Genomic DNA, 13085 nt, shown 5'->3' on the forward strand with positions numbered 1-13085 from the left:
ACGTCAGGGCCTTGAGGGTGATCAGGGAGCGGACCACGGCCTCGCGGTAGGGCCCGTGGTACGTGCACTGCTCGACCCATTCACGCCAGAAGTCCGCGGTCGCGTCCAGCGAACTCTCCGGGTCCGGAAGACCGGGCGGCTCGTGGTGCGAAGGCTGCCAGCTGATCGTGAATGCGATCCGGTCCCCGGGCGCGACCGTGAAGTCGGAGTACGTCGTCAGGTTCTCGCCGAAGGTGTCGGCGGGGGTGTCCAGCCAGACGGAGTCCGGGCCGGCGACGGCGACCGTACGGCCGTCGACCTTGTGCACCCACGGTGTGACCCGCCCGTAGCTGAACCGCATCCGCAGTTCGGAGCGCATCGGCACCCGGCCGCTGATCCCCTCCACGATCCGGATCACCTGCGGTGCACCGTCACGAGGCGGCATGAAATCGGTCACTCTGACCGTTCCGCGCGGCGTGTCCCATTCCGATTCCAGGATGAGGGAGTCCCCGCGGTATCGGCGGCGGTCCGCGGACGGCGGCTCCGCCCCGTCCTCCCGCGCCGGTCCCAGGCGCCAGAAGCCGTGCTCCTCGGTACCCAGCAGTCCCGCGAAAATAGCGTGCGAATCGAAGCGGGGAAGGCACAGCCAGTCCACTGTGCCGTCCCGGCAGACCAGGGCGGCGGTCTGCATGTCTCCGATGAGTGCGTAATCCTCGATGCGCCCGGCCACGTGCGTCTCCAGTCGAACGGCCATGTCGCCCCGTGGGGCATTACTGCGGGTAATGAGGTCGTCGCAAGGGGTCGTTGTGGGGGAACCTGCGAGCTCGGTACCTCGCCCGGAGCGAGTGTCCGAGCAGGATACGACGCACCCGGATGATCTGCGCGACGGTCTCAGCAAAGCGTCTGAGCCGAACGGGTGGGGCGGGAGGGGGCGACGTTGATCTTGTGCGGTCGGCGTGCGGGGTGTGGCCGGAAGCAGGCTCCCTTTGTCGCTGATACCCTGGTAGCCCGTGGACCGGTGGTCGTCAGCAACAGCAGACGAGGCCCCCGAACCGCAGCGACGGCACCTCCGGAATCTCCGGACGGCAACGCCGGTACGCACCTCATGATCGCGACCACGGGAGCCCCCTTTGGCTATGCAGCCCACATCCACGACGACCAAGCACATCTTCGTCACCGGGGGTGTCGCCTCTTCCCTCGGCAAGGGTCTGACTGCCTCCAGCCTCGGCGCCCTGCTCAAGGCGCGCGGTCTTCGGGTCACCATGCAGAAGCTCGACCCGTATCTGAACGTCGACCCGGGCACGATGAACCCCTTCCAGCACGGTGAGGTGTTCGTCACCAACGACGGCGCCGAGACCGACCTGGACATCGGCCACTACGAGCGCTTCCTCGACGTCGACCTCGACGGGTCCGCCAACGTCACCACCGGTCAGGTCTACTCGCAGGTGATCGCCAAGGAGCGGCGCGGCGAGTACCTCGGTGACACCGTGCAGGTCATCCCGCACATCACCAACGAGATCAAGCACCGCATCCGCCGCATGGCAACCGACGACGTCGACGTCGTCATCACCGAGGTCGGCGGTACGGTCGGTGACATCGAGTCGCTGCCGTTCCTGGAGACCGTCCGTCAGGTCCGCCACGAGGTCGGCCGGGACAACGTCTTCGTCGTGCACATCTCGCTGCTGCCCTACATCGGCCCGTCCGGCGAGCTCAAGACCAAGCCGACCCAGCACTCCGTCGCCGCGCTGCGCAACATCGGCATCCAGCCCGACGCCATCGTGCTGCGCGCCGACCGTGACGTACCGACCGCCATCAAGCGCAAGATCTCGCTGATGTGCGACGTCGACGAGGCCGCCGTGGTGGCCTGCGTGGACGCCAAGTCGATCTACGACATCCCGAAGGTGCTGCACACCGAGGGCCTGGACGCCTACGTCGTGCGCAAGCTCGACCTGCCGTTCCGCGACGTCGACTGGACCACGTGGGACGATCTGCTGGACCGCGTCCACAACCCCGACCACGAGGTCGCCGTCGCGCTCGTCGGCAAGTACATCGACCTGCCCGACGCCTACCTCTCGGTCACCGAGGCCATCCGGGCCGGCGGCTTCGCGAACAAGGCCCGGGTCAAGGTCAAGTGGGTCGCCTCCGACGACTGCAAGACCCCGGCCGGCGCCGCCAGGCAGCTCTCCGACGTCGACGCGATCTGCGTCCCCGGCGGCTTCGGCGACCGCGGTGTCAACGGCAAGATCGGCGCCATCCAGTACGCCCGTGAGAACAAGGTGCCGCTGCTCGGCCTCTGCCTCGGCCTGCAGTGCATCGTGATCGAGGCGGCACGCAACCTGGCCGAGATCCCCGACGCCAACTCCACCGAGTTCGACGCCGCCACCTCGCACCCCGTCATTTCGACGATGGAGGAGCAGCTGGCGTACGTCGAGGGCGCGGGCGACCTGGGCGGCACCATGCGGCTCGGCCTGTACCCGGCGAAGCTCGCCGAGGGCTCGTTGGTCCGTGAGGCGTACGACGACCAGCCGTACGTGGAGGAGCGCCACCGCCACCGCTACGAGGTCAACAACGCCTACCGCGCCGAGCTGGAGAAGAAGGCCGGGCTGGTCTTCTCCGGCACGTCCCCGGACAACAAGCTCGTCGAGTACGTCGAGTACCCGCGCGAGATCCACCCCTACCTGGTCGCCACCCAGGCGCACCCGGAGCTCCGCTCCCGCCCGACCCGCCCGCACCCGCTCTTCGCGGGCCTGGTGAAGGCGGCCGTCGAGCGCAAGACGGGTGCCGGGGCCGGTGGCAAGCAGGGCACCACGTCGGGCAAGTAGTCCGGCGGTACGCAGGCATTAACGTTGACCGGGGTACGGATCCACTGAGGATGCGTGCCCCGGTTTCTGTTTTTTGTGGGAGGACGTAGATGGGTTTCCAGGACACGCCCGAGGAGTGGCAGGTCACCGCGACCGAGACACCCTTCACCGGCAACAAGACCAGCGTCCGCACCGATGAAGTGGTGATGCCCGACGGCACGGTCGTACGCCGCGACTACCAGGTCCACCCGGGCTCGGTCGCCGTGCTCGCGCTCGACGAAGAGGGCCGGGTCGTCGTGCTGCGGCAGTACCGCCACCCGGTGCGCCACAAGCTCTGGGAGATCCCGGCGGGACTGCTCGACATCCCCGGTGAGAACCCGCTGCACGCTGCCCAGCGGGAGCTCTACGAGGAGGCGTACGTCAAGGCCGAGGACTGGCGGGTGCTGACCGACGCCTACACCACACCGGGCGGCTGCGACGAAGCCGTACGGATCTTCCTGGCCCGGAATCTCTCCGAGGCCGACGGGGAGCGCTTCGCGGTCTCCGAGGAGGAGGCCGACATGGAGCTGGCCCGGGTGCCGCTCCAGGAGCTGGTGCGGGGGGTGCTCGCCGGGGATCTGCACAACAACTGCCTCGTGGTGGGCGTCCTTTCGCTCGCGACGGTGCTCGCCGGTGACGGGATCGAGTCGCTGCGTCCGGCCGAGGCGCCGTGGCCGGCCCGCCCGTTCGAGGCCTGACGGCCGACGGTCTGACGGTTCGTAAGGATCGTTCGAGGTCCCGCGTTCGCAGGGATCGTTCGAGGTCCGGCAGCCCGTAGGGGCCGCTGAAAGGTTCACCGACGCCCCCCGATCGGAAAAGATGCTGATCCGATCGGGGGACCTCTGCGCCACGCTCCACGGAATTCGTCCACACGCCTGAACTACGCTCGGAATGCCCTGACCGGAGTCCCGGCGGGCAACGCGTGCAGCGAAGTGGAGCGTGGCCCGTGACGGATCAGGCGGTGGACACCAGCGGCCCGGCCAAGGCAGCGGGAACCGAAGGGCCGTCCGGCGCCGTCCCACCCCAATTCTTCGGCCGCGACCGCGAGTTGAAGGAGCTGCGAGCCGACATCGAGCGGGCCGGACTGGACACTCTGGCCGGTCGCAAGGCCGCCCGCGCCCGGGTCCTGCTGATCGCCGGACGCCCCGGCTCCGGACGCACCGCACTCGCCGGCGAGCTCACCCGCCGGCTGCTCTCCACCGGCGACCACCCCGACGGCCTGCTCCGGGCCCGGCTCACCGACCCCGGCGGCGCACCCGTCCCCACCGAGCGCACCGCCCGCGAGCTGCTCGACCAGCTGGGTGTGACGGGGCCGCCCGGCGCGGACGGGGACGAGCTCTCCGAAATGGTCCGCGCGGCGCTCACCGAGCGCCGCGCCCTGCTGCTCCTCGACGACGCCGTGGATGCGGAACAGGTCGACCCGCTGCTGCCGGACAACCCCGACTGCCTGGTCGTCGCCACCTCCGAAGGCCCGCTGACCGGTATCCCCGGTGTCCGCCCCTGCACCATCGGCGGCCTGGACACGGGCTCCGCCGTCCGGCTGCTCGCCCGCATCATCGGCCAGGTCAGGATCACCGTCGACCCGCGGACCGCCGAGACCCTCACCGAGGAGTGCGCCGGCCTGCCGGCCGCCCTGGTCATGGTCGGCGGCTGGCTCGCCGCCCACCCCATGGCGTCGGTCGCCGATGTCACCAAACAACTGCGCGAGCTGCCGGACGACACGGAGCAGTCCACCGGTGCCCGCCCGCTGGCCCGCGCCTTCCGGCTGGTCCATGACTCCCTGCCGCCGACCGCCGCCCGGATACTGCGGCTGCTCGCCCTCGCCCCCGCCGGACTCGCCGACGCCCACACGGCTTCCGCCCTGGCCGGCTGCTCCGTCTCCGCAGCCCAGACGACCCTCGACGACTTCGTGGCCCTCGGACTGCTGCGCACCAATGGGGCGGACCAGCCGCAGTACGAGGTGCCCGGCTGCCTCGCTCCGCTGCTGCGGGCGCTGCTGGCGGACAGGGACCGGCCGACGGAGAACCAGCTCGCCAGGGCCCGGATGCTCGAGCGGACCGTACGGCTGCTGCAGTCCTGCCGGGCGGTCACCGACCCCGAGGGTTCCCCGGCCCGCCGCAAGCTCGCCGGGCTGCCGCGCTCGCTGCGATTCCCCAACCCCGATGCGGCCGCCGAATGGCTGCGGATCCGCCGCCCCGCCTTGCTGGCCTCGGCCAGGCTCGCCGTCGAGGACGGTGAACTCGACACTCTGGCAAGGAGGTTGGTGGCCGCACTGGTGCGGGCGCTGGCCGTGCACCAGGGCACCGAGGCGGCCGCGCCCGAGCTGTACGGACTGCACGGTCTGGTTCTGGCAGTCGCCGAGCGGCGCGAGCTGCCGCGCGAACGGGCCGCCGCACTGCTCAACCTCGCCGACCTCGATGCCAGGACCGGCCGTACGCAGGAGGCGCTGACCCGGTACCGGGCCGCGCTGGACGCCGGACGGGCCGCGAAGGATCCGTACGCCACCGGCCGCGCGATGGAATCCGTAGGCGGTGCCTACGCCGAACTGGGGGACTTCCAGCGGGCCTCCGACTGGTACGGCCGGGCGTTGGCGCAGCGGCTCACCCAGGGCGAGCGGGCCGACGAGGCGCGGCTGTACGGGCGGCTCGGCGCCGTCCACACCTATGCCGGCCGGTACGGCGAGGCACTGCGGAACTGGCGGGCCGCCGCGGCCGGGTACCGCAGGCTCGGCGATGTGCCGGCCCAGGCGCGGGCGCTGAGTGAGGCGGCCCGGGTGCAGGAGTACGCGGGCCGGCCGCAGGAGTCGCTGCACACCTGTCAGGAGGCCGTTGAGTGGGCCAGGCGGGCCGGGGACGTACGGCTGCAGGCGGCGCTGGAGCTGCGGCTGGCCGACACGCTCGACCGGCTGGGCGACTCGGCTGCGGCCCGGCTGCACCGGGGCCTGGCCGACAGATTGCTGGGCAAGAAGGATGCGGCCTACGAAATCCGTAGTGCGGTGAGTGAAAATTAATGCTTTGTAAGGCTAGACAGCGCGAAGCCCTTCATTAGAATGGCTCTGCCGCGTGTGCTCGCGGTGTCTCCATTTACGCTGTGTCTATCCGGGTATGTGTAGCTATGTCCGGGTAACCCTCTGAGCCAAGGACCGTGATCGACGTGAAGGTCGGCATCCCCCGCGAAGTCAAGAACAACGAGTTCCGCGTGGCGATCACGCCCGCCGGTGTGAACGAGCTCGTACGCCACGGCCACCAGGTCGTCGTCGAGGAGAACGCCGGGGCCGGCTCCTCCATCACGGACGAGGAGTACGTCGCCGCCGGGGCGCAGATCCTCCCCACCGCCGACGAGGTCTGGGCCACCGCCGACCTGCTGCTCAAGGTCAAGGAGCCGGTCGCCGAGGAGTATCACCGTCTCCGCAAGGACCAGACGCTCTTCACCTACCTGCACCTCGCCGCCTCCCGCGAGTGCACCGACGCGCTGCTGGAGTCCGGCACCACCTCGATCGCGTACGAGACCGTCGAGACCGCGAACCGTGCACTGCCGCTGCTCGCCCCGATGTCCGAGGTCGCGGGCCGGCTGGCCCCGCAGGTCGGCGCCTACCACCTGATGCGCTCGGTCGGCGGCCGCGGCGTGCTGCCGGGCGGCGTCCCGGGCACGGCGCCCGCCGAGGCCGTTGTCATCGGCGGCGGTGTCTCCGGCTGGAACGCCACGCAGATCGCCGTCGGTCTCGGCTTCCACGTCACGCTGCTCGACCGGGACATCAATAAGCTGCGCGAGGCCGACAAGGTCTTCGGTACCAAGGTGAAGACGGTCGTCTCCAACGCCTTCGAGCTGGAGAAGGCCGTCATCGAGGCCGACCTCGTAGTGGGCGCCGTGCTGATCCCCGGCGCGAAGGCCCCGAAGCTGGTCACCAACGAGCTCGTCGCCAAGATGAAGCCCGGAAGTGTACTTGTCGACATTGCAATCGATCAGGGCGGTTGCTTCGAGGACTCGCGTCCGACGACGCACGCCGAGCCGACCTTCATGGTCCACAACTCGGTCTTCTACTGCGTCGCCAACATGCCGGGCGCGGTGCCGAACACCTCCACGTACGCCCTCACGAACGCCACGCTGCCGTACATCGTGGAGCTCGCCAACCGCGGCTGGGTCGAGGCGCTGCGCCGTGACGCCGCACTCGCCAAGGGTCTCAACACCCATGACGGGCAGGTCGTTTACCGCGAGGTGGCCGAGGCCCACGGCCTGGAGCACGTCGAGCTGAGCTCGCTTCTCGGCTGACGAGTCAACATCTCCCGTCAACCTCATGCGTCCGGCCGGACCTTGCTCAGCAGGGTCCGGCCGGACGCATGCCGGGCCCTTGTGAGGCCCCCGTTCAACTCGTCTCGAACGTAGCCCTTCAACCGATTCGTGCACCCGCTGAAAGTGCGCCCCGGTGGCTGCGTGCCCTTGACAGGGAGGTGTTCGATTGCCGACACATCGGGCCGGGTCCGGCGGATTGTGTTGCTGCGGAGCGGTGACACGCCATAGAGTCGCCAATCGTCGGCATGGTGCCACGCTGACCTATCGATAAGTTTCCTGGTCACGTCCAAGGAGGTAAGACGACTTGTGAATGAGTCGACATTTACTCCCGGGGGTGTTCAACCAGGGATGCCTGCACGGGGCCAGAGCCCGCACGGGCTGGAGGCTGTCGGCTCCGTCGCTGTCCGCACCTTCGCCACCCACCAGCACATGACGACAGCCCCCCAGATGATGGACGGCCTAAACGTGAACGCCATGGCCGGCAACGAGAGTGGCCGAGAGACCGCCCACTTCGCCGACTTCGACGAGGTGCCCCAGGGGCACTTCTACGACCCCGACGCCGAGTACGAGCCCGATCCCGAGTACGCGGCCACCCTCGCGCCCGACGCTGCCCGCCAGCGCCGCGAGCGGATCGGCCCGACCGGTCGGCCCCTGCCCTACTTCCCGATCCCGGGCCCGCTGACCGATCACGGTCCCGCGAAGATCATCGCGATGTGCAACCAGAAGGGCGGCGTCGGCAAGACCACGTCGACCATCAACCTGGGTGCCGCACTCGCGGAGTACGGGCGCCGCGTCCTGCTCGTCGACTTCGACCCGCAGGGAGCCCTGTCGGTCGGGCTCGGCGTCAACCCGATGGAGCTCGACCTCACGGTCTACAACCTGCTCATGGAGCGGGGCATGTCGGCCGACGAGGTCCTGCTGAAGACCGCGGTCCCGAACATGGACCTGCTGCCCAGCAACATCGACCTGTCGGCTGCCGAGGTGCAGCTGGTGAGCGAGGTGGCCCGGGAGTCCACGCTGCAGCGCGCCCTGAAGCCGCTGATGGCCGACTACGACTACATCGTGATCGACTGTCAGCCCTCGCTGGGGCTGCTCACCGTGAACGCCCTGACGGCGGCCCACAAGGTGATAGTGCCGCTCGAGTGCGAATTCTTCGCGCTGCGAGGTGTGGCGCTGCTCACCGAGACCATCGAGAAGGTCCAGGAGCGGCTCAATCCGGATCTGGAGCTCGACGGCATCCTCGCCACCATGTACGACTCCCGTACGGTGCACAGCCGCGAGGTCCTCGCGCGCGTCGTCGAGGCCTTCGACGATCACGTCTACCACACGGTCATCGGGCGCACGGTGCGCTTCCCGGAGACCACGGTCGCCGGTGAGCCCATCACCACGTACGCCTCCAACTCGGTCGGTGCCGCCGCCTATCGCCAGCTCGCCAGGGAGGTGCTCGCCCGGTGTCACGCCGAGTGAGTCTGCCCGGGGCCGACGAACTGTTCCGTACCACCGGGGGGATGGGGCTGCAGGCCTCGTCCCCCGCGGACCGGCGGCGCAAGGCGAACGGCGAGGCCCGGGTGCCCGGTCCGGCCGGGGAGAGCGATCCCGCGGCCGACGGATCCGGGGCGGGCGCGGCGGAGGCCGCAGCCGGCACCGCGGCCCCTTCGCGGGAGGAGCACTCCGCGGCCGACGCCGACGCGGGGGGATCGCGCAGCCGCGGCGCAGACGGTGACCGGGGCGCGGTGGCAGGGCAGTCGGGGCGCAGGCCCCAGCAGTCCTCGCCGTCCTCGCAGTCGCCCGCGCCGTCGTCCGCGCAGGAGGCGGTTCCCGCCCCTGCCGTTCAGCAGCAGCGCAGGCGGGGAGGCGGGCGCGGGGCGAACCGGCGGCCCAGCGGCCGGGAGCGGCACGACGAGAAGATCACCGTCTATGTCTCGGCCGAGGAACTGATGGACCTCGAACACGCCCGTCTCGTGCTCCGCGGGGAGCACGGGCTCGCGGTCGACCGCGGGCGGATCGTCCGCGAGGCGGTCGCGGTGGTTCTCGCGGACCTGGAGTCGCGGGGCGACGCGAGCATCCTCGTACGGCGGCTGCGCGGCCGCTGACCGGCGGGGCGCCGGTAGCCTGCCCGGAGTGCCGCCGCCGGCCGGGTGTCCGGCCTGCCCCGTACGGGCCACTGCCCGCCGCCCGTATCCCGCTGCCCCTGGACCTTCATGCCGACGACCGACGAGCCCGCCCGTACCCCTCGCCGCCCCTTGGGGCGCGGCCCGGGCGGTCGGCCTGCGCCGGGACCGGCGGGGGACGGGGGCATCGACGGTGAATCCGCCACCCCGCCTCTTCCCGAAGCCGCGGAAGCGTCCCCGGAACCGTCGGTGGCCGAGGCGACGGCGTCCGCCGGGGCCGCCGCCCCCGAGGTGCCCGTAACGCACTCCGAGCCCGCCGTACCGGCAACACCCGGCTCACCCCCCGAGTCCGTCGTACCGGCAGGAATCGCCGGCTCGCCCCCCGACCCCGCCGACGACGGGCGGTTCACTGTTCGGCTGGCGAACTTCGAGGGGCCGTTCGATCTGCTTCTGCAGCTCATCTCCAAGCACAAGCTGGATGTGACCGAAGTCGCACTGTCCAAGGTCACCGACGAGTTCATGGCGCACATCCGCGCCATGGGGCCGGACTGGGATCTGGACCAGGCCACCGAGTTCCTCGTCGTCGCCGCGACCCTGCTCGATCTGAAGGCCGCCCGGCTGCTGCCCGCCGCCGAGGTGGAGGACGAGGCGGATCTGGCGCTGCTCGAAGCGCGGGACCTGCTCTTCGCCCGGCTGCTCCAGTACCGCGCGTACAAGCGCATCGCGGAGATCTTCAGCGACCGGCTGGAGTCGGAGGGGCGGCGCTTTCCGCGGACCGTGGGGCTGGAGCCGCACCATGCCGAACTGTTGCCCGAGGTCGTCATCAGCATCGGGGCCGAGGGGTTCGCCAAGCTGGCCGTGAAGGCGATGCAGCCGAGGCCCAAGCCGCAGGTGTATGTCGACCACATCCACGCACCGCTGGTCAGCGTGCGGGAACAGGCCGAGATCGTGGTGGCGCGGCTGCGGGAGGCGGGGGAGATCAGTTTCCGGGTGCTCACCGAGGACGCCCAGGACACCCTCACCGTCGTCGCCAGGTTCCTCGCGCTGCTGGAGCTGTACCGGGAGAAGGCCGTCGCGCTCGACCAGGACGAGGCGCTGGGAGAGCTCCTGGTGCGCTGGGCCGGGGGAGAGGGGGCCGAGCCCGTCGTGACGGACGAGTTCGACACCGAGGTGCAGGACGTCTTTGAGGATGTGAAGGCATGAGTCAGCAGGACACCACCGGCTCCACCGTCGCGGATCTTGAACTCAAGCCCGCCCTGGAGGCCGTCCTCATGGTCGTCGACGAGCCCGCCACCGAGGAGCACCTCGCCAAGGTGCTGGAGCGGCCCCGCAGAGCCGTCGCCGACGCGCTGCGGGAGTTGGCCGACGAGTACACGGTGCAGCGCCGCGGTTTCGATCTGAGGCTGGTCGCGGGCGGCTGGCGCTTCTATACCCGCCCGGAGTACGCGGCGGCCGTCGAGGGCTTCGTCCTGGACGGCCAGCAGGCCCGTCTCACGCAGGCGGCCCTGGAGACCCTGGCGGTGGTCGCGTACCGCCAGCCGGTCAGCCGGTCGAGGGTCTCCGTGGTCCGCGGTGTGAACTGTGACGGGGTCATGCGGACCCTGCTGCAGAGGGGCCTCGTCGAGGAAGCGGGCGCGGAACCCGAAACAGGTGCGATCCTGTACAGGACGACGAACTACTTTCTGGAGCGGATGGGCCTGCGTGGCCTGGATGAGCTCCCGGAGCTCGCGCCCTTCCTTCCCGAGGCGGACGCGATCGAGGCTGAGACGCTAGAGGGTGTGCCGTCGTTCGATCCGGACGCACCGGACACCCCGGATACTCACGCAGACGACAAGACGGAATTTTGATGCGAAGCAGTGGCAGGAACAGCGGAAGCGGCGGCGGCGGAGCCAGGAGCGGCGGCAGCAGGAGCGGCGGCAGCGGCGGCAGGAACAACAGCGGCAGCGGCAGGAACAGCAACCCGAACCCCCGGGTTCCCGGCTCCGAGCGCGACGACAAGCAGGAGCAGCGCCCCCGCCGGCCCCGGCCCGAGGAGCGGCGCTACGACGTGGGCAACGACAAGCCCGGCGGCGACGGCGGCACCCGCAAGGGCCGCGGCGCGGCCGCCCGCGGCGGCGCCAAGGGCGGCCCGAAGGCCGCGTCGGGCGGTTCCAAGGGCGGCGGCCGGCGGGCCCCGTACGGCGCCCCGTCCCGTCCGCGTGAGCTCGACGCCAAGATCGAGCAGCGCAACCGGGACAGGTACGCGGGCAAGCCCGACATCAGGACGCCCAAGACCCACCCGGGCGCCGAGCAGGAGGGCGAGCGGCTGCAGAAGGTCCTCGCCCGGGCCGGTATGGGCTCGCGCCGTGCGTGCGAGGAGCTGATCGAGCAGTCGCGTGTCGAGGTCAACGGCGAGATCGTCGTCGAGCAGGGCATGCGCGTCGATGTGCACAAGGACGAGATCAAGGTCGACGGTCTGACCGTCGCCGCCCAGTCGTACCTCTTCTTCGCGCTGAACAAGCCCGCCGGTGTCGTCTCCTCCATGGAGGACCCGGACGGCCGCCAGTGCCTCGGCGACTACGTCACCAACCGTGAGACGCGGCTCTTCCACGTCGGCCGGCTGGACACCGAGACCGAGGGCATCATCATGCTCACCAACCACGGCGAGCTGGCCCACCGGCTGACCCACCCCAAGTACGGGGTGAAGAAGACCTACCTGGCCGCCATCCAGGGACCGCTCCCGCGTGACCTGGGCAAGCGGCTCAAGGACGGCATCCAGCTGGAGGACGGGTACGCCCGCGCCGACCACTTCCGGGTCGTCGAGAACACCGGCAAGAACTACCTGGTCGAGGTGACCCTCCACGAGGGCCGCAAGCACATCGTCCGCCGGATGCTGGCCGAGGCCGGCTTCCCGGTCGAGCGGCTCGTACGGACGTCCTTCGGGCCGATCCCGCTGGGCGACCAGAAGTCCGGCTGGCTGCGCCGCCTCACCAACACCGAGGTGGGCATGCTGATGCGCGAGGTCGGTCTGTAACCCGGCTCCGTCCGTTCCGAGGCCCGCGGCCGGTTCCTGCTTTCGATTTTCGAACAGGAATCGGCTGCGGGCCTTTTGCTGTGACCGTTCCGCCTTTATAGTCAGAGTGACTATTAAGGAGGCGGGAGTGAGTCTCGCGGAATTCCTCGATCCCCTGCAGCAACCTCTGGTGACGGTTCTTGACACCCCGGTCAGCTGGACCGAGGTGCTCGGCTTCGGCAGCGGAGCGCTGTGCGTCTGGCTCGTGGCCCGCCAGCACCTCGCCAACTGGCCGATCGGCATCGCCAACAACCTCTTCTTCATCCTGCTGTTCGCCCAGTCCGGTCTGTACGCCGACGCCGGCCTCCAGATCGTCTTCATCGCCCTTGCCGCGTACGGCTGGTGGACCTGGACCCACGGGGGTGGACCGGGGACACCGGACCTGCCGGTGCGGCGCACCACGCGCACCGAATGGGCCTGGCTGCTCGCGGCAGGGGTGGTGGGGGCCTTCGCCCTCACCGTCCTGCTCGACCACGCCACCGACTCGACCGTGCCCTTCTGGGACGCCCTGACGACCGCGCTGTCCCTGACGGCGACGTACGGGCAGTGCAGGAAGCTCGTCGAGTCGTGGTGGCTCTGGATCGCCGCCGATGTGGTGTACATCCCGCTGTACGCGTACAAGGAGCTCTATCTGACCTCCCTGCTGTACGTCGGCTTCCTGACGCTGTGCCTGATCGGCCTGCGCAACTGGCAGCGCGATCTCGCCGTGCAGCAACGGCAGCCCGTGGAGGTGGCGGCGGCACCCGGGTACGAGGTCGGCGTGGGCCGGGGGCGTGGGGGGTCGCTGTGAGTGGTCGGTTTCCACGGGGCAGC

General features: G+C 70.1%; 11 protein-coding genes. 10 read left to right on the plus strand and 1 reads right to left on the minus strand.

All coding sequences use genetic code 11. From position 1 onward, the window contains the following. The coding region (locus ACZ7IB_RS16650) for a glycoside hydrolase family 15 protein (RefSeq protein WP_470913187.1) at positions 1 to 733 on the minus strand (733 nt) is incomplete at its 3' end. A 382-nt stretch (positions 734 to 1115) separates the two neighbouring features. On the opposite strand from ACZ7IB_RS16650, the gene ACZ7IB_RS16655 reads away from it, so the two are divergent. The 10 genes from ACZ7IB_RS16655 to pnuC all read left to right on the plus strand — a co-directional run bounded on the left by ACZ7IB_RS16655 (position 1116) and on the right by pnuC (position 13062). Then, positions 1116 to 2801, plus strand: coding sequence for a CTP synthase (locus tag ACZ7IB_RS16655; RefSeq protein WP_398629217.1), 1686 nt, complete (start codon positions 1116 to 1118; stop codon positions 2799 to 2801). Positions 2802 to 2890: 89 nt separating this feature from the next. After that, positions 2891 to 3517, plus strand: a complete 627-nt coding sequence (locus ACZ7IB_RS16660; protein ID WP_470913188.1) for an NUDIX domain-containing protein — start codon at positions 2891 to 2893, stop codon at positions 3515 to 3517. A gap of 248 nt (positions 3518 to 3765) precedes the next feature. Then, positions 3766 to 5829, plus strand: a complete 2064-nt coding sequence (locus tag ACZ7IB_RS16665) for a tetratricopeptide repeat protein (RefSeq protein WP_470913189.1) — start codon at positions 3766 to 3768, stop codon at positions 5827 to 5829. A gap of 143 nt (positions 5830 to 5972) precedes the next feature. After that, positions 5973 to 7088 carry an alanine dehydrogenase gene (gene ald / locus ACZ7IB_RS16670; RefSeq protein WP_470913370.1) on the plus strand — a complete coding sequence of 372 codons (1116 nt, stop codon included), beginning with the start codon at positions 5973 to 5975 and terminating at the stop codon, positions 7086 to 7088. Positions 7089 to 7457: 369 nt separating this feature from the next. Then, entirely contained in the window at positions 7458 to 8576 is a 1119-nt protein-coding gene (locus ACZ7IB_RS16675) for a ParA family protein (protein ID WP_470913190.1), read from the plus strand. Then, positions 8573 to 9202 (plus strand): hypothetical protein, encoded by a 630-nt coding sequence (locus ACZ7IB_RS16680; RefSeq protein WP_470913371.1) that lies wholly within the window; start codon positions 8573 to 8575, stop codon positions 9200 to 9202. Before ACZ7IB_RS16675 ends, ACZ7IB_RS16680 begins: the two co-directional genes overlap by 4 nt. A gap of 108 nt (positions 9203 to 9310) precedes the next feature. After that, positions 9311 to 10423, plus strand: coding sequence for a segregation and condensation protein A (locus ACZ7IB_RS16685; protein ID WP_470913191.1), 1113 nt, complete (start codon positions 9311 to 9313; stop codon positions 10421 to 10423). Beyond that, positions 10420 to 11067: an SMC-Scp complex subunit ScpB gene (gene scpB, locus ACZ7IB_RS16690; RefSeq protein ID WP_470913192.1), complete on the plus strand. Its 648-nt coding sequence runs from the start codon at positions 10420 to 10422 to the stop codon at positions 11065 to 11067. The genes ACZ7IB_RS16685 and scpB overlap by 4 nt, the downstream gene beginning before the upstream one ends. After that, the gene (locus tag ACZ7IB_RS16695) at positions 11067 to 12233 is read left to right on the plus strand and encodes a pseudouridine synthase (protein WP_470913193.1); all 1167 of its coding nucleotides are present in this window, start codon (positions 11067 to 11069) and stop codon (positions 12231 to 12233) included. The genes scpB and ACZ7IB_RS16695 overlap by 1 nt, the downstream gene beginning before the upstream one ends. Positions 12234 to 12360: 127 nt before the next feature. Beyond that, a complete protein-coding gene (gene pnuC, locus ACZ7IB_RS16700; RefSeq protein ID WP_266362593.1) occupies positions 12361 to 13062 on the plus strand; it encodes a nicotinamide riboside transporter PnuC in 702 nt (233 codons plus the stop codon). Positions 13063 to 13085 lie beyond the last annotated feature (23 nt).

Source organism: Streptomyces sp. NPDC037301 (assembly GCF_055602785.1).

Coding starts and splice junctions, on each gene's coding strand:
- ACZ7IB_RS16695 (WP_470913193.1), top strand. CDS start 11,067: ATGCGAAGCAGTGGCAGGAACAGCGGAAGCGGCGGCGGCGGAGCCAGG.
- scpB (WP_470913192.1), top strand. CDS start 10,420: ATGAGTCAGCAGGACACCACCGGCTCCACCGTCGCGGATCTTGAACTC.
- ACZ7IB_RS16685 (WP_470913191.1), top strand. CDS start 9,311: ATGCCGACGACCGACGAGCCCGCCCGTACCCCTCGCCGCCCCTTGGGG.
- ACZ7IB_RS16675 (WP_470913190.1), top strand. CDS start 7,458: ATGCCTGCACGGGGCCAGAGCCCGCACGGGCTGGAGGCTGTCGGCTCC.
- ACZ7IB_RS16660 (WP_470913188.1), top strand. CDS start 2,891: ATGGGTTTCCAGGACACGCCCGAGGAGTGGCAGGTCACCGCGACCGAG.
- ACZ7IB_RS16655 (WP_398629217.1), top strand. CDS start 1,116: ATGCAGCCCACATCCACGACGACCAAGCACATCTTCGTCACCGGGGGT.